Source organism: Acinetobacter indicus (assembly GCF_009914475.1).
Classification (GTDB): domain Bacteria; phylum Pseudomonadota; class Gammaproteobacteria; order Pseudomonadales; family Moraxellaceae; genus Acinetobacter; species Acinetobacter indicus.
In genome coordinates this window covers 1,117,234-1,137,274 of sequence record NZ_CP045198.1, presented here as the reverse complement: position 1 = coordinate 1,137,274, position 20,041 = coordinate 1,117,234, and the positions used below count along the sequence as shown (strand labels likewise).

General features: G+C 47.0%; 18 protein-coding genes and 1 other RNA gene. 13 read left to right on the top strand and 6 right to left on the bottom strand.

Going from position 1 to position 20,041, the window contains the following annotated elements:
- Window positions 1-23: 23 nt before the first annotated feature.
- Window positions 24-728, bottom strand: a complete 705-nt coding sequence (locus tag GA693_RS05940) for an SIR2 family NAD-dependent protein deacylase (protein WP_160241244.1) — start codon at window positions 726-728, stop codon at window positions 24-26.
- Window positions 721-1,680 (bottom strand): LysR substrate-binding domain-containing protein, encoded by a 960-nt coding sequence (locus GA693_RS05935; RefSeq protein WP_005178537.1) that lies wholly within the window; start codon window positions 1,678-1,680, stop codon window positions 721-723. The genes GA693_RS05940 and GA693_RS05935 overlap by 8 nt, the downstream gene beginning before the upstream one ends.
- 247 nt (window positions 1,681-1,927) lie before the next feature.
- On the opposite strand from GA693_RS05935, the gene GA693_RS05930 reads away from it, so the two are divergent.
- The 3 genes from GA693_RS05930 to GA693_RS05920 all read left to right on the top strand — a co-directional run bounded on the left by GA693_RS05930 (window position 1,928) and on the right by GA693_RS05920 (window position 6,082).
- Window positions 1,928-3,151 carry an acyl-CoA dehydrogenase gene (locus GA693_RS05930; RefSeq protein ID WP_016659032.1) on the top strand — a complete coding sequence of 408 codons (1,224 nt, stop codon included), beginning with the start codon at window positions 1,928-1,930 and terminating at the stop codon, window positions 3,149-3,151.
- Window positions 3,152-3,381: 230 nt separating this feature from the next.
- Window positions 3,382-4,803, top strand: coding sequence for an MFS transporter (locus GA693_RS05925; protein WP_075174549.1), 1,422 nt, complete (start codon window positions 3,382-3,384; stop codon window positions 4,801-4,803).
- A 49-nt stretch (window positions 4,804-4,852) separates the two neighbouring features.
- Window positions 4,853-6,082 (top strand): CaiB/BaiF CoA transferase family protein, encoded by a 1,230-nt coding sequence (locus tag GA693_RS05920; RefSeq protein WP_160241245.1) that lies wholly within the window; start codon window positions 4,853-4,855, stop codon window positions 6,080-6,082.
- A 97-nt stretch (window positions 6,083-6,179) separates the two neighbouring features.
- Here GA693_RS05920 and GA693_RS05915 read toward each other — a convergent pair whose 3' ends face one another.
- Window positions 6,180-7,088, bottom strand: coding sequence for an alpha/beta fold hydrolase (locus tag GA693_RS05915; protein WP_160241246.1), 909 nt, complete (start codon window positions 7,086-7,088; stop codon window positions 6,180-6,182).
- A gap of 21 nt (window positions 7,089-7,109) precedes the next feature.
- Window positions 7,110-7,655: a PadR family transcriptional regulator gene (locus tag GA693_RS05910; RefSeq protein WP_005178523.1), complete on the bottom strand. Its 546-nt coding sequence runs from the start codon at window positions 7,653-7,655 to the stop codon at window positions 7,110-7,112.
- Between the two features lie 134 nt (window positions 7,656-7,789).
- On the opposite strand from GA693_RS05910, the gene GA693_RS05905 reads away from it, so the two are divergent.
- From GA693_RS05905 to GA693_RS05895, 3 genes are all read left to right on the top strand, one after another.
- Window positions 7,790-9,814: an NADPH-dependent 2,4-dienoyl-CoA reductase gene (locus tag GA693_RS05905; RefSeq protein ID WP_005178520.1), complete on the top strand. Its 2,025-nt coding sequence runs from the start codon at window positions 7,790-7,792 to the stop codon at window positions 9,812-9,814.
- A gap of 277 nt (window positions 9,815-10,091) precedes the next feature.
- Entirely contained in the window at window positions 10,092-10,499 is a 408-nt protein-coding gene (locus GA693_RS05900; RefSeq protein ID WP_127800150.1) for a nuclear transport factor 2 family protein, read from the top strand.
- Between the two features lie 82 nt (window positions 10,500-10,581).
- Window positions 10,582-11,694 carry a YheT family hydrolase gene (locus GA693_RS05895; protein ID WP_160241247.1) on the top strand — a complete coding sequence of 371 codons (1,113 nt, stop codon included), beginning with the start codon at window positions 10,582-10,584 and terminating at the stop codon, window positions 11,692-11,694.
- 85 nt (window positions 11,695-11,779) lie between these two features.
- Here the strand turns inward: GA693_RS05895 and GA693_RS05890 are convergent, their stop codons facing one another.
- The gene (locus GA693_RS05890; protein WP_005178512.1) at window positions 11,780-12,196 is read right to left on the bottom strand and encodes a hypothetical protein; all 417 of its coding nucleotides are present in this window, start codon (window positions 12,194-12,196) and stop codon (window positions 11,780-11,782) included.
- Between the two features lie 225 nt (window positions 12,197-12,421).
- Between GA693_RS05890 and GA693_RS05885 the strand changes: the two genes are divergently transcribed.
- The 6 genes from GA693_RS05885 (at window position 12,422) to rodA (ending at window position 18,630) form a co-directional block, all read left to right on the top strand.
- Window positions 12,422-14,059, top strand: a complete 1,638-nt coding sequence (locus tag GA693_RS05885; RefSeq protein WP_005178510.1) for a CTP synthase — start codon at window positions 12,422-12,424, stop codon at window positions 14,057-14,059.
- A 30-nt stretch (window positions 14,060-14,089) separates the two neighbouring features.
- The gene (gene kdsA, locus GA693_RS05880) at window positions 14,090-14,947 is read left to right on the top strand and encodes a 3-deoxy-8-phosphooctulonate synthase (RefSeq protein ID WP_005178509.1); all 858 of its coding nucleotides are present in this window, start codon (window positions 14,090-14,092) and stop codon (window positions 14,945-14,947) included.
- A 44-nt stretch (window positions 14,948-14,991) separates the two neighbouring features.
- Window positions 14,992-16,281: a phosphopyruvate hydratase gene (gene eno, locus GA693_RS05875; protein WP_016659026.1), complete on the top strand. Its 1,290-nt coding sequence runs from the start codon at window positions 14,992-14,994 to the stop codon at window positions 16,279-16,281.
- A 7-nt stretch (window positions 16,282-16,288) separates the two neighbouring features.
- Window positions 16,289-16,690 (top strand): septum formation initiator family protein, encoded by a 402-nt coding sequence (locus GA693_RS05870; RefSeq protein ID WP_160241248.1) that lies wholly within the window; start codon window positions 16,289-16,291, stop codon window positions 16,688-16,690.
- Window positions 16,650-17,387, top strand: coding sequence for a 2-C-methyl-D-erythritol 4-phosphate cytidylyltransferase (gene ispD / locus GA693_RS05865; RefSeq protein ID WP_005178503.1), 738 nt, complete (start codon window positions 16,650-16,652; stop codon window positions 17,385-17,387). The genes GA693_RS05870 and ispD overlap by 41 nt, the downstream gene beginning before the upstream one ends.
- Before the next feature lie 106 nt (window positions 17,388-17,493).
- The gene (gene rodA, locus GA693_RS05860; protein ID WP_005178500.1) at window positions 17,494-18,630 is read left to right on the top strand and encodes a rod shape-determining protein RodA; all 1,137 of its coding nucleotides are present in this window, start codon (window positions 17,494-17,496) and stop codon (window positions 18,628-18,630) included.
- Between the two features lie 47 nt (window positions 18,631-18,677).
- On the opposite strand, the gene GA693_RS05855 is transcribed toward rodA, so the two are convergent.
- Window positions 18,678-19,532 (bottom strand): YbgF trimerization domain-containing protein, encoded by an 855-nt coding sequence (locus GA693_RS05855; RefSeq protein ID WP_104511293.1) that lies wholly within the window; start codon window positions 19,530-19,532, stop codon window positions 18,678-18,680.
- Between the two features lie 288 nt (window positions 19,533-19,820).
- Here GA693_RS05855 and ffs point away from each other — a divergent pair.
- An RNA gene (gene ffs / locus GA693_RS05850) (signal recognition particle sRNA small type) lies at window positions 19,821-19,917 on the top strand.
- Window positions 19,918-20,041 lie beyond the last annotated feature (124 nt).

The following is a 20,041-nucleotide window of genomic DNA, read 5'->3' as shown; positions in this document are numbered from 1 at the left end:
TTGGCTGAGGGTTTTGATTCAACTTACAGGGCCGCCAGCAGACGTGGCTTTAACTGTGCCAAACCTTGGGTTGCAGTGGCGGCAATACATTCATATTGCGCCGGTAAACGCTGCTGATTGGCTTTCGGGTCAATATAAAAGGCCTGACAGCTGGCCGGAATTTCATGAACCAGACCAGCCACCGGGTAGACCGCCAGACTGCTGCCAATCACAATAAAAATATCGGCATCCTGCACCCATTCAATCGCTTGTGCATAGGCTGGTACCGCTTCACCAAACCAGACCACGTGTGGCCGTAGCGGATAACCCGCGTCACAAACATCGCGTTCCAAATCCAGCTCGGCGCCTTCAACCGGGTAAAAGCGGGTAGTGGTTTGTGCATCGGGACCGGAGGTTTTGGCCAGCCGGATATTGCCATGCAAATGTAATACCTGCTGGCTACCGGCACGTTCATGCAGATCATCAATATTCTGGGTAATAACAGCCACATCAAAATACTGTTCCAGTTCGGCAATCAATTGATGGGCCGCGTTGGGCTGGGCATTCAGAATATTTTTGCGCCGTTCATTATAAAAACGCTGCACCAGCGCCGGATTTTTGGCCCAAGCTTCCGGTGTGGCCACATCTTCCACCCGATGCTGTTCCCACAATCCATCACTATCACGGAAGGTATTGATCCCGCTTTCGGCGCTCATTCCGGCACCGGAGAAAACAATCAGTTTAGGCATAGGCAGATTCCTGTGTGGCGATACTGTGCGTGACTTCCTGTTGCATCCATTCTACAAATTTCTGAATTAAAACTGAATTTTCCTGACTAGAATGCACCAGATAATAGGAGCGCCGGCCGCTGAGCTGCTGATCTGAGGCCAGTACCAGTTCACCGCTGGTTAATTCCTGCTGAATCAACATTTGCGGGATGAGTGCCATGCCCATGCCATGACTGGCGGCCACAGCCAGCATCGAAAACAGTTCATGACGCTGTCCATCATACGGATGGGCATGCTCAATCTGCTGGGTCTGGAACCATTCCTGCCAGATGGTCGGTCGTGTGGTTTGCTGTAATAAGGGCAGTTGCTGTAATTGTTCAGCAGCCAGGTTATAACCATAGCGATGGCTTTTTTGTGCCGCAGGAAAATGCCGGGCAATCAGCTGCGGTGAGCACACAGGCACCACATCTTCCTTCATTAAAAAATGGGTGTGGATTCCGGGCCAATGATCAATCTGCTGCTGCGTGCCCGCATAAATGGCCGCATCAAAAATATTTTCATTAAATAAAAACGGCTTGGTGCTGGTTTCCAAATGGATGGTAATTTCCGGATAGCGCTGGTTAAAACGATGCAGCTTCGGCACCAGCCAGCGCGTGGCAAAGGTCGGTACCACACCCAGTTTTAAGGTGCCACCTAATCCTTTATGCGACATCACATCGAGCGTGCTTTGCTCCAGCCCCAGTAAATAGGGTTTGATACTTTTATAATAATGCTGTCCTGCAGGCGTCAGTTCGACTCCATGCCGGGTCCGGATAAACAGGCTTAAGCCAAGAAATTCTTCCAGCTGCTGGATTTGCCGGGAAACCGCACTCTGGGTAATAAACAGTTCTTGCGAGGCATGGGTATAACTGCAATGCTTGGCTGCCGACTCAAAGCAGAGCAAGGCCTGTAAAGAGGGAATATTACGCCGCATTTCAGATCATCCTTTATCTGCACAGGTATTTGAAAATAGCATAGATGAAGGCACTATGATCGCCAATTTGTTTATTTTTTATTGTTTCTTCACAGGTTTTAGAGCGATGCGCAGCTCCAGTATGAATATGCTTATTTAAGATATACGGAGAATGCATATCTGCATTAAAAAATCTCGTTTGAAAATATTATTTTTCACACATAGTATCAACACAAACAACGAGAACATCATTCAGGCAGAGGAAGCTATGAATCAAATGGTAAATTCACATTCAGGCCGTAAAGTACATTTTGACTGGCAAGACCCATTCCTGCTGGAGCAGCAGCTGACTGCAGAAGAACGCATGATCCGTGATACTGCTGCAGCCTATTGTCAGGACAAGCTGATGCCACGTGTATTAGAACAGTTCCGTCATGAAAAAACCGATCCGACCATTTTCCGTGAAATGGGCGAGCTCGGTTTGCTGGGCCCGACCATTCCTGAGCAATACGGCGGTGCCGGTTTAAATTATGTCAGCTATGGTCTGATTGCCCGTGAAGTTGAACGTGTCGATTCAGGCTACCGTTCTATGGCCAGTGTACAAAGCTCGCTGGTGATGGTGCCAATTAATGAATTTGGCTCGGAAGAACAAAAACAGAAGTATTTACCAAAATTAGCTACGGGTGAATATATTGGCTGCTTTGGTCTGACCGAACCGGATCATGGTTCTGACCCGGGCAGCATGATTACCCGTGCCAAAAAAGTCGATGGCGGTTATCGTTTAACAGGCGCAAAAATGTGGATTACCAACAGCCCAATTGCCGATGTATTTGTGGTCTGGGCCAAAGAAGTTTCACCTGAAGGCAATGTCGGTGACATTCGCGGCTTTATTCTGGAAAAAGGCTGGGAAGGGCTGTCTGCGCCTGCGATTCACGGCAAGGTCGGTTTACGTGCTTCCATCACCGGTGAAATTGTAATGGATAACGTATTTGTCCCAGAAGAAAATGCTTTCCCAGAAGTTCGTGGCTTAAAAGGTCCATTTACCTGCCTGAACAGTGCCCGTTACGGCATTGCCTGGGGTGCGATGGGTGCGGCAGAGTTCTGCTGGCATACCGCACATCAGTACACCATGGACCGTAAACAGTTTGGTCGTCCTTTGGCTGCCAATCAGTTAATCCAGAAAAAACTGGCTGATATGCAAACTGAAATCGCTTTAGGTTTACAGGCCGCATTACGTTTTGGCCGCATGAAAGATGAAGGTATTGCCTCGATTGAAGGTACATCTTTAATCAAGCGTAATAACTGTGGCAAGGCGCTGGATATTGCCCGTTTGGCCCGTGACATGATGGGTGGTAACGGTATTTCGGATGAATTTGGTGTGGCGCGTCATCTGGTGAATCTGGAAGTGGTGAATACCTATGAAGGGACGCATGACGTACATGCCTTAATTCTGGGCCGAGCACAGACCGGAATCGCTGCATTCTGTAATTAATGTCATAGAAAAATAGCCAGGATGTTCAGGATGAACATCCTCAGGATAGTTGTGTCTAAAAAATCTGATTCATAACGTAAATAAAGGATTCATCGGCAGACTCTCGGGTCTTGCTGTGGGCGAGTTTTGGCTGTCATGCGCTACTGAATAAAAAAGAATAAAAAGCAGAAAGGCAGAACCCATAGCAAAAAATACCGGTGACTCATTTGGGAAAATGAGGTAACGACAAGATGAAAAACGATATACACGCTGAAGCCGGAACACTGGGCTTAAAACTGCCATCGAATGTGGGTACCGCCCATCGAATTAATAAAAACACCTGGAAACTGGCCTTTATTTTTGCCTTTGTGTCTTTGGTGATTGATGGCGTAGACATCATGCTGCTGTCTTTTAGCTTAACCAGTTTAAAAGCAGAATTTGGTTTAACCACGTTTCAGGCCGGAATGCTCGGCAGTGCGTCACTGGCCGGCATGGCCTTAGGTGGCATTTCCGGTGGCTGGGCCTGTGACAAATTTGGACGGGTCAAAACCATTGCCTGGTCGGTGGTGTTTTTCTCGATCATGACCTGTATTTTAGGTTTTACCCAAAATTATGAACAGTTCATGATTTTACGTTTTATTGGTGCCTTTGGTTTAGGTTCACTGTATATGGCCTGTAATACCTTAATGGCAGAGTATGTCCCGACCAAATACCGCACCACGGTGCTGGGGACTTTGCAGACCGGTCAGACTGTGGGTTATATCGTGGCGACGCTCATGGCCGGGGCGATTATTCCCGATCATGGCTGGCGTATGCTGTTCTATGTGACCATTATTCCTGCCGGCTTTGCCTTAATCTTCATGCGCTTTGTACCAGAACCAGCTTCTTGGCAGGAAGCCAAAATTGAACAGATTAAACGCCGTGAACTAAAACTTGAGGCACCTCAGCACGTACCGGAAAACCCAGCTGCTGCACCGTCTGAAAGTATCTATAAGCGTATTTTTGGCCATCAGAACCACCGTAAAATGTTCCTGCTCTGGATGACTACTGCGGCCTTTTTACAGTTTGGTTATTATGGCGTAAATAACTGGATGCCGACCTATCTGGAAACCGATTTAAACATGAACTTTAAAGCCCTGACCGGTTATATGGTCGGTGCCTATACCGCCATGATTCTGGGTAAAATTCTGGCCGGTTATGCTGCAGATAAGTTCGGACGCCGGATTACCTTTGTATTTGGTACGGTCAGTACAGCGGCCTTCCTGCCAGTCATCATCTTCTTTAACACGCCGGACAATATTGCCTACTTGCTGGTGACCTTTGGCTTCCTGTACGGGATTCCATACGGTGTCAATGCCACCTATATGGCTGAAACCTTCTCGACCGATGTACGCGGTACAGCCATTGGTGGTGCCTATAACATGGGACGTCTGGGCGCAGCGATTGCACCGGCAACCATCGGGATGATTGCAGCAGGCAGCTCTTTCACCATGGCCTTTATTGTGATGGGTGCCGCCTACTTCATTGCCGGGGTGATTCCAGGACTGCTGATTCGTGAGCGTCAATATGATCCACAGCAAGCCAGTCTGAGTGCGCAAAACACCAACGTGGAAACGGGGCAAACAGCGGCTGCCAGCAATGATGTCAGCGTGAAACCAGCCACAGTTAAATAAAAATAAAAGGATCGCGGGGGAGCATCCCCCGGATCTAGCGGAGGATAAGATGGGTGCATTACAAGGAATTCGGGTACTGGATTTAAGCAGGGTATTGGCGGGTCCATGGTGCGGACAGATTCTGGCGGATTTAGGCGCAGAAGTGATTAAAATTGAACGGCCACAGGTAGGCGATGATACCCGCATGTGGGGACCGCCCTGGATGCCCGATGCACAGGGCAACGCTACCCGTGAATCCGGTTATTTTCAGTGTGCCAACCGCAATAAATATTCGGTCAGTGTCGATATTGCCAGTGAACAGGGCCAACAGCTGATTCGTGAGCTGGTCAAAACGTCCGATGTGATCATCGAAAATTATAAGGCTGGTTCGCTGGCCAGATATGGACTGGATTATGCCAGCCTGAGTGAACTGAATCCGCAATTGGTATATTGCTCGATTACCGGATTTGGTCAGGATGGACCGCGGGCAGCAGAACCGGGTTATGACTTTATTATTCAAGGCATGTCTGGCCTGATGAGCATTACCGGCGAACCGGATCATGAACCGGGTGGTGGTGCACAGAAGGTCGGTGTGGCAGTGGTGGATATTCAGACCGGACTGTATGCCACGGTGGCGATTCAGGCAGCATTATTGGCGCGGCATCATACCGGACGTGGACAATATATTGATCTGTCTTTATTGGATGTTCAGGTGGCAACGCTGGCCAATCAGGGCATGAATTATCTGAGCAGTGGCCAGTCACCGCAGCGCATGGGCAATAAACACCCGAATATTGTGCCGTATCAAACCTTTAAGGCTAAAGATAAGGAATTTATTATTGCCTGTGGTAATGACAAACAGTTCAAGGACCTATGTCTGGCCATTGGTTATCCGGAATTATTGAACAATCCGAAATTCTTACGTAATCAGGACCGGGTCAAATACCGCGATGAGCTGATTCCAGCTCTGGCTGAATTTTTTCTGAGTCAGGATGCAGAGGAATGGGTACGCCGGATTCATGCGGTCAAAGTACCGGTCGGTGTAATTAACTCGATTGAAGATGCCTTGGCTGAGCCGCAAATTCAGCATCGGCAGATGCTGGTCAATTTGCCGCACAGTTTAAATGCGCAATTTAAAATGATTGCATCACCGATCAAGCTGTCAGATACACCGGTCGAATACCGGCAGGCACCACCGCAACTGGGTGAACATACGGCCTATATTTTGTCCCGCTTTAAATCTACCGAAGAACTGCAAGCTTTAAAACAGCAGGGCATTATTGATGGGGAAATTGCCTAGCGTTTTGCCTTGATTGCTGATTTTCACTTGCTTTTTGCCGAACCTCACACTGTTCGGCTTTTTTTATTGAGTGCGCTATAAATATTGATGTAGATACTTACTGATGCTGCAACAAAAAGTGTTTAATTTCACGGGCAAATTTCAGCGGCTCAGTCAGTAGCGGAGTATGCCCTGATTTTTCAAATAACACCTGCTGTGCCTGTGCCACACTCTGGGCAATCAGGGTTTGTCCCTGTACCGGATAGAGCACCGATTGCACCCCGCTAAAAAACACCGTAGGACAGTTCAGCTGGCTTAAGGCCTCGCGATAATCTTCGGTATGCTCCAAATAGTTACGGATATACCAGGCCATATAGTCCAGTCGAGATGAGGGTAACAGCAGATGTTGCAAACGTGGCTGTTGCAGGATTTTACGAAAGATGGCTCGCTGGCGAGGGTTGTTATTTTGCAGCTCAATAAACTGCATCCATAAAGCAAACAGTTGATCTTTGGCTGTGTTATTTAAATCGTGAATCCACTGAAGATGTGCGTGTTCCGTAAATAGCGCGGACAGTTCAGATAAAATCTGTTTAAAGCGGCTGTGCTGCTGACCAAACAGGCCATAAGCCCAGTGTTCATCTACCAGGATTTTTGGGGTCTGATCAATATGCAGATAGGCTTTTAACTGCGTTGCCAGCTGTCCATATTGCATGCCATGCATGGCGGTGGTCGCGCCCATCGAATAGGCAATAATTATAAACTGTTGCAGCTGCATTTGCTGAATTAAGGATTGCACATCCTGCCAGTGGCTGGAAATGGCATCCAGCTCCGGAATACGGCACTGTTTCGAACCGCCAAAGCCGCGCCAGTCGGGAATAATAAAACGGAACTGTTTGCGTAGCGGCCACAAAAACGGCAGCCATTGCCAGCTGTGCATGCCCAAACCGGACAGCACCAGCACCGGTTGGCCCTGACCAAATTCACGTACAAATAAACCTTCGCCATCGGGCATGACATAATACGGCATGAGATTTCACTCCTTGAAATTTTATTGTTGTTGATCAAAAGCTTTTAGCGCAGGAATCACCGCGTCCAGCCAGCGAATCCAGCCGATTTCCTGCTCGATACCCAGCTGTAAAATCATTTTATGAATATATAAGGTACGATTTTCGTCGGTCTGCTGGGCAAAGTCTTTGGCATAAATGGCCTGATACAGCTGCAATTTTTCCTGATGCAACTGTAAATGCCGCTCTAGCTCGGGCAAAACCTCATTACCGCCGAGTTGTGCTTCGGCCCGTAAACGCACCATCAGTTCTTCACGGAGCTGCGCCGGAGGACCTTGCTTGACCATCCAGTCGGCCAGTTCGACCCGGCCTGCGGCCTCAACCTGATAGGTTTTTTTACGGCCTTGGGCATCTTCTTCAGCCAAAGTGGAAATCCAGCCTTTGCTGAGCATGCTGTTTAATTCACGATAAATCTGCTGATGGGTGGCATTCCAGAAAAAGCCCATCGAGCGATCAAAGCGCCGGGCCAGTTCAATGCCCGTGCTGGGTTTTTCAATCAGGCTGGTGAGTAACACATGGGCTAAAGACATAGACGAGATCATGCAAGTATGAATCTAAAATATTATGCAACATGTTGCATAAAAGTCAAAATTCGCATATAAATTTATGCAACAAGTTGCATTAACATAAAAATAGCCCGCTTTTGGCCAGCCAAGGAGAGAATATGTCGAATTATCCGCATCTGTTAGCCCCGCTTGATTTAGGCTTTACCACCTTAAAAAACCGCGTACTTATGGGTTCTATGCATGTGGGTCTTGAAGAAGCACCAAATGGTTATGCACGGATGGCAGCATTCTATGCAGAGCGTGCCAAAGGCGGCGTGGGCCTGATTGTGACCGGCGGGATTTCTCCAAATGATGCCGGCTTAACCTTTGCAGGTGGCAATAAACTTGACACCTTGGCCGAAGCTGAAAAACATAAAGTGGTCACCCAAGCCGTGCATGAAGCGGGCGGTAAAATCGCCTTGCAGATTTTGCATACTGGACGTTATTCCTATCAGCCGGATATTGTGGCGCCATCCGCGATTCAGGCGCCTATTAACCCGTCTAAACCGCATGCACTCACCTCGGCCGAAGTACAGCAGACCATTGCCGATTTTGCCAACTGTGCCAAGCTGGCCAAATATGCTGGTTATGACGGTGTTGAAATTATGGGTTCGGAAGGCTACTTGATTAACGAGTTTATTGCCAAGCGTACCAATCATCGTGATGATGAATGGGGCGGCAGCTATGAAAACCGGATTCGCTTTCCAATTGAAATCGTGAAACGTACCCGTGCTGAAGTGGGTGAAAACTTTATTATTATCTATCGTCTGTCAATGCTGGATCTGGTCGAAGGCGGATCAAGTTTTGAAGAAGTGGTGCAGCTGGCCAAAGAAATTGAAAAAGCGGGTGCGACCATTATTAATACCGGTATTGGCTGGCATGAAGCACGTATTCCGACCATTGCCACCAAAGTGCCGCGTGCGGCTTTTAGCTGGGTCACAGAAAAGCTCAAAAGTGAAGTCAAAATTCCTTTAATCACCTCCAACCGGATTAACACCCCGGAAATGGCAGAGCATGTACTGGCGACTGGCCAGGCCGATATGGTGTCGATGGCGCGTCCATTTTTGGCAGATGCCGATTTTGTAGTAAAAGCCGAGCAGGGCCGTAGCGATGAAATTAATACTTGTATTGCCTGTAACCAGGCCTGTCTGGACCATATTTTCTCCATGAAAATTGCCTCCTGTCTGGTCAATCCGCGTGCCTGTCATGAAACCGAACTGATCTTTAAAGAAGCCAGCCAGCCGAAAAACATTGCGGTGATTGGAGCGGGTCCAGCCGGTTTAAGCTTTGCAATTTATGCGGCAGACCGTGGTCATGAAGTGACGATTTTTGAAGCCTCTAACCAGATTGGCGGGCAGTTTAATATTGCCAAGACCATTCCGGGCAAAGAAGAGTTTTATGAAACCTTGCGTTATTTCAAACGTCAAATTGAGTTGCAGCCACGCATTCAGCTAAAACTGAACCATACGGCCAGCTTTGATGAGCTGAGCAAAAGCAGTTTTGACGAAATTGTGGTGGCAACCGGGGTGACTCCACGTCAGCTGGAGATTGAAGGAATTGATCATCCTAAAGTTCTGAGCTATCTGGATGTGCTGAAAGAGCGTCGACCGGTGGCGAAACGGGTTGCGATTATTGGTGCTGGTGGAATTGGTTTTGATACCGCAGAATACTTAAGTCATGCCGGTGAAAGTGGCAGTCTGAATCCGGAAAAATTCTATGATGAATGGGGGATTGATACCGAATATGAGCATGTCGGTGGCCTGAAACCGGCACAGGTAGAAGCCTCCAATCATGAAATCTATTTATTGCAGCGTAAAGCATCTTCGGTGGGAGCAGGCCTGGGCAAAACCACCGGCTGGATTCATCGTACCGGCTTAAAAAACCGTGACGTTAAAATGATGGCCGGCGTAAGCTACCAGAAAATTGATGATCAGGGGCTGCATATTACGGTCAATGACCAGCCGATGCTGTTGGAAGTTGAAAATGTGGTGATCTGTGCCGGACAAGAATCTTATACTGCTATGTACGATCAGCTGCAAGCTGCGGGTAAAAATGTGCATCTGATTGGCGGTGCCAAGGAAGCCGGTGAGTTAGATGCCAAACGCGCAATCCGTCAGGGCGCAGAGTTGGCGGCGAAAATTTAATGCAATTCCTTCACCCTCTCCCTATGGAAGAGCGCTGGGGAGAGGGTGAATAACCGCCTCTGCCCTGTGCAGCAGGGTTGCTCATCTTCTGGAAGCTGAGGGAATTCACTGAATAGAATCAACTCCTTCCTTTGAAAAAGGGAGGTTGGGAGGGATTCTTGTAGAAAAACTCCCCTAAATCCTCCTTTCTTGCACTTCGTTTTAAAGCAATGCTTTAAAACTTGCTCAGGGGGAGTTTATATAGCAATGAAATATCAAAACAAAAAAGGACCCCAAAATGACTTTACACACCACCAAAACTGCCATTGCCCGTTGGCACCAGATGCTTGAACAGCGTGATATGGCCATCCTGAATGAACTGCTGGCCGATGAGGTGGTGTTTCGTTCTCCGGTGGCCTATCAGCCTTATGCCGGCAAGCAGGTGGTGTTTTTTATTCTGACCAATGTAATTCAGGTCTTTGAGAACTTTAGCTATCACCGTGAATTTTATGCTGCAGACGGTAACAATGTTGTGCTTGAGTTTTCTGCCCAGGTGGGAGATAAAAAACTCAAGGGTATTGATATGATCCGCTTCAATGATCAAGGTCAGATTATTGATTTTGAAGTGATGATTCGTCCTAAAAGCGGCCTCGAAGCTTTGGCTGCCGAGATGGGACAACGGATGGCACAATTTATGCCCACCTGATCTAAGCCCTGAATTCAACTGACTTCATAACATGAGAGAACTAGCATGATATAAGCCAAACCATAAAAGGGGGGAACAAAACATGAAATTTGTGATCCAGAAAATGGCCCAGCTCACCCAGCGCTTGATTGATGAATGGACCGGCGCCGCAGAACCGACCTTATATTTTAATCCCGAAGGTCAAATCCGGCGCTGTATAGATGTTTTACCGCAACTGAAACAGAAATACCGGCCAACCCCGTGGCTGTCCAATACCCATGCGCATCTGCTTTATTTTGACTTAATCAAGAAAAAAACCATCCGCCTGCATTACGATGCCATTGAACAGCTGAACATGTCCGATGGTGGCGTAACGGCTATTGCCTGGTACGGTCTGCATCTGCCACCACGCACCCCAACCATTATTGTAATGCACACTATTGTTGGCACTGCCGAGAGTATGAGCGAGCTGGTGCGGGATTTACATCAGCAGACCGGCTGGCGTATTGCCCTATGTTTACGCCGTGGTCATGCCAACTTGCCTATGCCGGTTCCGAAAATCTGCCTGTTTGGTTCCACCGAAGATTTACGGGAACAGATCCAGTTTATTCAGCAAAAATTCCCGGTTTCTGCCCTATACGGCGTAGGTTCATCGGCGGGTACCGGTTTGCTGGTGCGTTATTTAGGTGAAGAAGGCGATAAAACGCCGTTAAAAGCCGCTTTTGCACTGTGCCCGGGGTATGACACTGAAATCGGCTTTAATCATGTTCATCCGTTTTATAGTAAGGTCATGACCAAAAAGGTGATTCAGGCCTTTATTGATCCTTATCGGAGTAGCTGGCAGAAAACCAAATCGTTGGCCAAAGTCATTACCGCGCAAAACCTGGCCGAATTTGAACAGGCCTATTTTGAGATGGCTGGCTATCATGATTATGAAAGTTATAGCAAAGCCATTAACCCGATTTATGTGTTCCAGAATGTCAAAATTCCCCTGATGATTTTAAACGCCGAAGATGATCCGGTTTGTCATATTAAAAATCTGGAACCGTATAAAGAAAGTATTCAGAAAATGCCGAATATTATGGTGGTGACCACCAAAAAGGGCAGTCATTGCGGTTTTTATGAAGGTTTAGGTGCGCCACAGTCCTGGGCCACACGTTTAATGGCTGATTATTTAAAGAACCAGCATCAACAGGGTGAACGATCTTATTCCTGAATGGAACAGCTTCATAAAAAAGGCCAATAAAAAAACCCAGTACATGGACTGGGTTTTTTTATGCAACAGTGCTTGAAGGCTGAAATCAGTTTTCAAGCGCTGGGGTTGCTGCGGCAATGGCTGCGGCAACAGCGTCATCTTGTGACTGGCTGTCCGGGTCCGGGTTGGCTGGACGGGCTTCTACCGGCTTGTCTTCAGCAGGAGCGGCCTGAGCTGGCTGAGGGGCTGGCGCAGGTTCACGTGGCGTCACTTCACGACGAATTTCAGTTGTGGTGTTTTCAGTTTCAGTACGTTCAACTTCGTATTCCACTGGCGCTTCAGTTTCAGACACTTCTGGCGTTTCTGCTTCAAGTGGCTCGAACTGGGCTGGCTCAGTGATCTGCTCAGTTTGCTGAACCTCAACTTCAACCTGTTCTTCTTCCTGAGGTGCTTCTTTTTTAACACAGGCACTCAGGAATAAACTGGTTGCAATTGCACCACAAATCAAAAATTTTTTGTTCATAATCTAAAAAAGGAGGGTTCAACGAGATGCGCGTATTATAACAGCAAAAAATCAGATGAAAATCCTATGAATAAAATCTAATTTTTTATCGGAAATGCTGATAGAATAGCCAATTGTTTATTGTTCTATGAATTGATGCGGAATGACTTTGCTTTATAGGTGCAGAGTAAAGTAAAATTGCGCAACATTGCAGGCCAGTTTAGGCTCGATTGTACGAGAAACCCAATGACCCATTTTATTTTCGTGACTGGTGGTGTTGTTTCATCACTAGGTAAAGGTATTTCAGCTGCTTCAGTTGCTGCACTTTTAGAAGCCCGTGGTTTGAAAGTAACCATGGTCAAAATGGATCCATACATCAATGTCGATCCAGGGACGATGAGTCCTTTCCAACATGGTGAAGTTTTTGTCACAGAGGATGGTGCTGAAACTGACTTAGACTTGGGTTATTACGAACGTTTCTTGCGTCGTGCGAAGATGACGAAGTTAAACAACTTCACATCAGGTCGCGTGTACCAAGACGTCTTAAATAAAGAGCGTCGTGGTGATTATCTGGGCGGTACCGTTCAGGTGATTCCACACATCACAGATAATATTAAAGAGCGTGTCCTTCGCGCAGGTGAAGGTTATGACGTTGCCATTGTTGAGATTGGCGGCACGGTCGGTGACATTGAATCTCTCCCATTCATGGAATCGGTCCGTCAGCTCATGGTTGAGCTCGGTCATAAACGTACCATGCTGATGCATTTAACCCTGTTGCCATACATTAAGTCTGCAGCAGAGTTAAAAACCAAGCCAACCCAGCACTCGGTTAAAGAATTACTGTCAATCGGTATTCAGCCAGATATCCTGATCTGCCGTACTGAGCACGATGTAGACGCAGATACTACCCGCAAAATTGCACTGTTCACCAACGTTGAAGCGCGTGCAGTGGTGGTATGTAAAGATGCCAAAACCATTTATCAAATTCCACGTACCTTCTATGAGCAGGATGTTGATGATTTGATCTGTGAACGTTTTGGTTTTGATGTGCCAGAAGCAGACCTGTCTGACTGGGATAACGTGGTTGAAGCCTTACTGAATCCGGAATATACCGTACGTGTAGCGATGGTTGGTAAATACGTTGAACTGCCAGATGCCTATAAATCGGTGAACGAAGCGTTATTGCATGCTGGTATTCAAAACCGTGTCAAAGTACAGATTGACTATGTCAATGCAGAAGACCTGGAAAGCCAGGACGTTGCAGCCGTACTGAAAGATGCTGACGCAATTCTGGTACCAGGCGGCTTTGGTGAGCGCGGTACTGAAGGCAAAATGGCGGCCATCCGTTATGCACGTGAAAACGGTGTACCATTCCTGGGCATCTGTTTAGGTATGCAGCTTGCCGTGATCGAATACGCACGTAACGTTGCCGGTATTGCAGATGCGACTTCAACTGAATTTAACCGTTCAACCAAATCTCCATTAATTGGTCTGATTACCGAATGGTTAGATGAGCGTGGTGAAGTACAGCAGCGTTCAGTTGATTCTGACCTCGGCGGTACCATGCGTTTAGGTGCACAAAAATCAGAACTGGTTGAAGGCACCAAAACCTGTGAAGTGTACGGTTCAGCAGAAATTATTGAACGTCACCGCCACCGCTATGAAATGAATAACCGTTATATTCCTGTTCTTGAAGAAAAAGGCATGAAAATCTCAGGTTATTCACCAGTACAGCACTTGGTGGAAACAGTTGAAATCCCTCAACATCCTTGGTTTATTGCGGTACAATTCCACCCAGAATTTACCAGCTCGCCACGTGATGGACATCCGCTGTTTGCAAGCTTTATTGATGCTGCCAAAAAGCAGTACCAAAACAAGCACTAAGCGGTAAAAGGAATAAACCAGGAAGTTTAAATGTCACAATTAAAAGCACAAGAAGTTGTACGTTTAGGCGATATACAAATGGCAAACCACTTGCCATTTGTACTATTCGGCGGCATGAACGTACTTGAGTCCAAAGATTTGGCCTTTGAAATTGCAGAAACCTATATTGATATCTGCACACGTTTGAATATTCCTTACGTTTTTAAGGCCAGCTTTGATAAAGCCAACCGTTCAAGCCTGAACTCGTTCCGTGGCCCAGGCCTGGAAAAAGGGATTGAGTGGCTGGCAGACATCAAAAAACACTTCAATGTTCCGATTATCACCGACGTGCATGAGCCGTATCAGGCTGCGCCGGTGGCTGAAGTTGCTGACATTATTCAGCTTCCTGCCTTTTTAAGCCGTCAGACCGATTTAGTTGAAGCTATGGCCAAAACACAGGCCATCATCAACATTAAAAAAGCCCAATTCCTTGCGCCGCATGAAATGCGTCATATCCTGCATAAATGTCTGGAAGCTGGTAATGACAAACTGATTCTTTGTGAACGGGGCTCGGCCTTTGGTTACAACAATCTGGTGGTCGATATGCTGGGCTTTGACATCATGAAAGAAATGAATGTGCCGGTATTCTTCGATGTGACCCATGCGCTGCAAACGCCGGGTGGTCGTGCCGATTCAGCAGGTGGTCGCCGTGCGCAAATCACCACACTGGCGCGTGCCGGTATGGCGACCGGGCTTGCAGGTTTATTCTTGGAAGCGCATCCAGATCCGGATGTGGCCAAATGTGATGGCCCGTGTGCGCTGCGTCTGTCACAGCTAGAGCCATTCTTGGCGCAATTAAAAGAATTGGATACTTTAGTTAAAGGATTCAAAAAGTTAGATACTCATTGATGCCCGCAAAAGCATCTATTATTCAATCAACTGAGGAATTGTTCATGAGCCAAATCGTTGACATTCGTGCACGTGAAATTTTGGACTCTCGTGGTAACCCAACCATCGAAGCAGACGTAATCTTAGCATCTGGCGTAGTTGGCCGTGCATGTGCACCATCTGGTGCTTCAACTGGTTCTCGTGAAGCTTTAGAACTTCGTGATGGCGATAAAGCACGTTACTTAGGTAAAGGTGTGAAAACTGCCGTAAACAACGTTAACACGCTAATCCGTGATGCGCTGGTGGGTAAATCAGTATTTGAGCAAAAAGACATCGACAATACGATGATTGCTTTAGATGGTACTGAAAACAAAGAAAAATTAGGTGCAAACGCAACGCTAGCCGTATCTTTGGCTGCTGCACGCGCTGCTGCTGATGAAAAGAAAATTCCTCTTTTCCAATACATCGCAGATTTACGTGGTCAAACCATTTTGACTATGCCTGTGCCAATGATGAACATCCTGAACGGTGGTGCGCACGCAGACAACACTGTTGACATCCAAGAGTTCATGATTGAGCCAGTAGGCTTCACTTCATTCGCTGAAGCATTACGTTCAGGCGCTGAAGTATTCCATGCGTTAAAATCAGTATTAAAGAAAAAAGGTTTGAACACAGCTGTAGGTGATGAAGGTGGTTTCGCGCCGAACTTACGTTCAAACGAAGAAGCAATTACCGTAATTCTTGAAGCAATTGAACAGACTGGCTACAAGGCAGGTTCTGACATGATGCTTGCGCTTGACTGTGCATCTTCTGAATTCTACAAGAATGGTCAATACGTACTGGAAGGCGAAGGCAACAAAGCATTCACCAGCAACCAGTTTGCTGACTATTTAGCTGGCTTGGTAAACCAATATCCAATTATCTCAATTGAAGATGGTTTAGATGAATCTGACTGGGAAGGCTGGTCTTACCTGACTTCAATTCTTGGCGACAAGATCCAGTTGGTCGGTGATGACCTATTCGTGACTAACCCTAAAATCCTGCAACGCGGTATTAACGAAAAAGTGGGTAACTCGATTCTGATTAAATACAACCAGATCGGTACCTTGACTGAAACTTTAGATGCCATCTACCTTGCAAAAGCCAATGGTTACTCGACTGTTATTTCTCACCGTTCAGGTGAAACTGAAGATTCGACCATTGCCGATCTTGCAGTAGGTACAGCAGCAGGTCAAATCAAGACCGGTTCTCTATGCCGTTCTGACCGTGTAGCGAAATATAACCAATTACTTCGTATTGAAGAATTGACGAATGCTGCATATCGCGGTAAAGCTGAGTTTAAAGGTTTAAACTAAGCGACAGATGTCAATGTTAAGTGTATTCGACTCGAAATCGAGTAAAGTACTGTTGGGCCTTGTGATCGTTCTGATCGCAGGGTTTCAATATTTATACTGGTTTGGTGAAGGTGGTTATCGTGAACATCAGGAACTGACCCAGAAAATACAACAACAAACCGAACTCAATAATGAATTAAAAGAACGTAACCGGGTTTTGGCCGCGGAAGTTTATGATTTAAAAAATGGTGTAGAAGCCATCGAAGAACATGCCCGTCTTGATCTGGGCTTAATTAAACCACATGAAACTTTTGTACAGATGAGTACCATCAGTACCCAATATAAGCCGATTTATATCAATCCGAATGCCCAGGTAGATTTACGTACCAATGAAGCACCACAGCCAGCTGCAACAACCCCTACACCATAAACTTTGGGCCGTTATTCCGGCAGCAGGCTCGGGCAGTCGCTTTTCCAAATCCGAACTCAAGCAATATCAGATGATCCAGGACCACACGGTGCTGGAGCATACGGTAGCGCGTTTAAATCAGTTGCCGCTGGCAGGTTATGTGCTGGCCATTGGTGCGCAGGATGATGTGGCCCAGCGTTTGCCGTTTGCACATCAGGATAAAGCTCATTTTTGTCTGGGTGGCGCAGAGCGGGTCAACTCGGTACTGAATGCCTTGCAGTATTTATCTGCTATTGCATCGGATGAAGACTGGGTGCTGGTGCATGATGCCGCGCGTCCCTGTGTGGCGGTTGAAAACTTATATGCGCTGGTGAATCAGGCAGTACACAGCAACCAGAGTGCCATTCTGGCCATTCCGGTCCGTGACACCCTCAAGCGCGTAGAGACGCAGCAGCAGATTCAGACCACAGTAGACCGTGCCCAGCTGTGGCAGGCGCAAACCCCGCAAATGGCGCGCTTAGGTGAGCTAAAACGCGCGATTGAACAGGCATTGGCGCAAGAGGTGAATATTACCGATGAAGCCAGTGCGCTGGAGCATGGTGGCTATCCGGTACAGGTGGTACAGGGACGCTCGGACAATATTAAAATTACCTATCCCGATGATCTGGAGCTGGCGCGTTTAATTCTGCAAGCCCAGCACGCCGCAACCACTGCATAAAAAATCTTTGCTGAAATCATGAGTCGAGTGTGTATTTCCGATTCACTCTGCGCATGGTTCATCCTATAATTGCCGATGATTTGTTATCTGGATTGAATGGGGCGCAATGATACCTTCTCAGCAGTATCGTTTTTTACGTCACTCTTTACGTGATGGAAGAAGCATTAAAAGCGATACCTCTCGCTGGACCAAACTACACCTCGATCCCTGGCTATTATGCTTCCTGATCCTGAATGCAATTTTAGGGCTGATGGTGGTGTATAGTGCCACCGCACAGGATATGGGAATGGTGATGCGTCAGGGCATCAGCTTTGGTATCGGCTTTATTGCCATGTTTATCTGTGCGCAGATTCCGCCCAAGGTCTATCAGGCCGCCAGTCCCTATTTTTATGCCCTGGCCGTGCTCATGCTGGTACTGGTGCTGCTGATTGGTGAAACCCGCATGGGGGCCAAACGCTGGATCAGTCTGCCCGGTATTGGCAGTATGCAGCCCAGTGAATTCATGAAATTTACCATGCCACTGATGATGGCCTGGTATTTTGCTCGTAAACCGTTTCCACCCAAATTCCTGCAAATCGTCGGTGCGCTGGTGCTGCTCGGCATTCCTTTTGTGCTGGTGGCGCTACAGCCGGACTTGAACATTGGCCTGATTATTCCGGGCATTTTTGTATTGTTTCTGAGCGGCATGTCCTGGCGTTTAATTGGCGGGGCATTTGCGGCGATGGCCATTGTTGCACCGCTGGCCTGGATGTTTTTATTACAGGAATATCAAAAGAAACGGATTTTAACCCTGTTTGATCCGGAATCTGATGCACTCGGCGCTGGCTGGAATATTATTCAATCTAAAATTGCCATTGGTTCGGGTGGTCTGACCGGTAAGGGCTATCTGGAAGGCACTCAGTCGCATTTAGGTTATTTGCCGGAGCATCATACTGACTTTATTATGTCGACCTATGCTGAAGAATTTGGCTTCTTTGGCGTATTTTTACTGTTCGCGCTGTTTGCTGCAATTATTATCCGCTGCCTGATTATCAGCCTGAGCTGTTTTCATAATTTCGGTCGCCTATATGCCGGTGCAGTTGGCTTGACCTTCTTCTTCTTTGTGTTTTTAAACTCCGGTATGGTCAGCGGGATTTTACCGGTAACCGGCGATCCATTACCGTTAATGAGTTATGGCGGTACGGCTGTGGTCAGTCTGCTGGCCGGGATGGGCATTGTTATGTCAGTACATACCCATCGTTAAACACGATCCTGCTGTTATAAAAAAAAGCCTCATCTGAGGCTTTTGGGTTATGAGCTTTTCACAAAGCCAGCTTCCTGGGAAGACGGGTATTTGGTCAGCAGGGTGCTACGATACTGTGCGGCCAGTGCATCATTCTTGTCGACATTTTTAGCAATGCTATACAGACGATACACCGCATTAGAGGCTTTAGACGAATTTGGATATTTGCTGGCAACAATTTCAAAATTCTTTTTGGCTTCGCTGTAATTGGTCGGTTCAATTGCCAGATTAAACTCGGCCAGCCAGAAATAGGCATTGCTGATATACACGCTATTCGGATGGTTTTTAATAAAGTTTTGCATCGGGGCAATGGCTTTTTTTGCACCGCCTTGTTTATAGGCATCCAAAGCGATGGTATAGGCCGCTTTTTCCAGTTCTTCCGTCGAGCTTTGTGTGCTAACCACGGTGGTCGCTGCTGGCGCTGGGGCAGCGGTATTATTTACGGGGTTACTGGCGGGTTGGCTGCTGCTGGCTGTACTGGGAGAACTATCCTGTTGATTATCCTCCTCTACAGCAGGTGCCGCTTCCGGATCAATTTTCTGGTTCAGCAGTTCAAGACGCTGGTCTAAATCGGTATAACGGTTGGTCAGTTCATGCTTGAGCTGGGCAATCTCGTTTTCCTGTTCTTCCATTTTGCCACGCAGGGTGCGAATATCATTTTCAAGCTGCTGGTTTTTTTGCATCAATTGCCAGTTCAGGTTGGTGGTGACCGGAGCGCCACTATTGGAGGCGCCAATGGCCGCCGGGGTGCTGGCACTGCCGCTGTTCTGGCTTAAGCCGCGTGATTCAATGGGAATATTGGCCAGTGCTGGCGCAGAGCAGAGCAGGGTGAGTGCACAGAGCGTATGCTTTTTTAGCATCATTTTCATATCCATCTTTTATCTTTACTGGGAATGAGCGGGCAGGAAAGGGCTCATTCCAAATCATCATGTGCACATTAAAAACGGCCCGAACCCGAATTGCAATAAGCTTTTACAAAGTTGTCATGAATTAGGCGTCTGTCAAAATTCTCGGAATTCTGTTGCAAAATAACCAATTAAATACAAACTGTTTTTTTAATAATCAAATAGATGGCTGATTTATATAAAAGCGCAATCAGGACTTGCAAGTTCAATAAAATTGTCTATACTCTGTTTCTGCAATGGTAGCCCTGCCGGTTACTTCGCAATTTCACCCTGTGAACCCCGCCAGGACCGGAAGGTAGCAACGGTAGCAGACGTGGGATGTGCCGAAGCTTTGCTGGTAGGGTTGCCACCATTTTTATAATTCTTAGAATATCGCTTTTTTCTTTTTAATTTCCTTTCGATTTAATCCCTATATTATTTTCTTATATTTGTCGATGTTTCATCCTAGTTAGATGCTTATCTACATC

Excerpts from the sequence above, each read along its gene's own strand:
- GA693_RS05940 (WP_160241244.1), bottom strand. The coding sequence starts at position 728 with ATGCCTAAACTGATTGTTTTCTCCGGTGCCGGAATGAGCGCCGAAAGC.
- GA693_RS05935 (WP_005178537.1), bottom strand. The coding sequence starts at position 1,680 with ATGCGGCGTAATATTCCCTCTTTACAGGCCTTGCTCTGCTTTGAGTCG.
- GA693_RS05930 (WP_016659032.1), top strand. The coding sequence starts at position 1,928 with ATGAATCAAATGGTAAATTCACATTCAGGCCGTAAAGTACATTTTGAC.
- GA693_RS05925 (WP_075174549.1), top strand. The coding sequence starts at position 3,382 with ATGAAAAACGATATACACGCTGAAGCCGGAACACTGGGCTTAAAACTG.
- GA693_RS05920 (WP_160241245.1), top strand. The coding sequence starts at position 4,853 with ATGGGTGCATTACAAGGAATTCGGGTACTGGATTTAAGCAGGGTATTG.
- GA693_RS05915 (WP_160241246.1), bottom strand. The coding sequence starts at position 7,088 with ATGCCGTATTATGTCATGCCCGATGGCGAAGGTTTATTTGTACGTGAA.
- GA693_RS05910 (WP_005178523.1), bottom strand. The coding sequence starts at position 7,655 with ATGTCTTTAGCCCATGTGTTACTCACCAGCCTGATTGAAAAACCCAGC.
- GA693_RS05905 (WP_005178520.1), top strand. The coding sequence starts at position 7,790 with ATGTCGAATTATCCGCATCTGTTAGCCCCGCTTGATTTAGGCTTTACC.
- GA693_RS05900 (WP_127800150.1), top strand. The coding sequence starts at position 10,092 with ATGACTTTACACACCACCAAAACTGCCATTGCCCGTTGGCACCAGATG.
- GA693_RS05895 (WP_160241247.1), top strand. The coding sequence starts at position 10,582 with ATGAAATTTGTGATCCAGAAAATGGCCCAGCTCACCCAGCGCTTGATT.
- GA693_RS05890 (WP_005178512.1), bottom strand. The coding sequence starts at position 12,196 with ATGAACAAAAAATTTTTGATTTGTGGTGCAATTGCAACCAGTTTATTC.
- GA693_RS05885 (WP_005178510.1), top strand. The coding sequence starts at position 12,422 with ATGACCCATTTTATTTTCGTGACTGGTGGTGTTGTTTCATCACTAGGT.
- kdsA (WP_005178509.1), top strand. The coding sequence starts at position 14,090 with ATGTCACAATTAAAAGCACAAGAAGTTGTACGTTTAGGCGATATACAA.
- eno (WP_016659026.1), top strand. The coding sequence starts at position 14,992 with ATGAGCCAAATCGTTGACATTCGTGCACGTGAAATTTTGGACTCTCGT.
- GA693_RS05870 (WP_160241248.1), top strand. The coding sequence starts at position 16,289 with ATGTCAATGTTAAGTGTATTCGACTCGAAATCGAGTAAAGTACTGTTG.
- ispD (WP_005178503.1), top strand. The coding sequence starts at position 16,650 with ATGAAGCACCACAGCCAGCTGCAACAACCCCTACACCATAAACTTTGG.
- rodA (WP_005178500.1), top strand. The coding sequence starts at position 17,494 with ATGATACCTTCTCAGCAGTATCGTTTTTTACGTCACTCTTTACGTGAT.
- GA693_RS05855 (WP_104511293.1), bottom strand. The coding sequence starts at position 19,532 with ATGATGCTAAAAAAGCATACGCTCTGTGCACTCACCCTGCTCTGCTCT.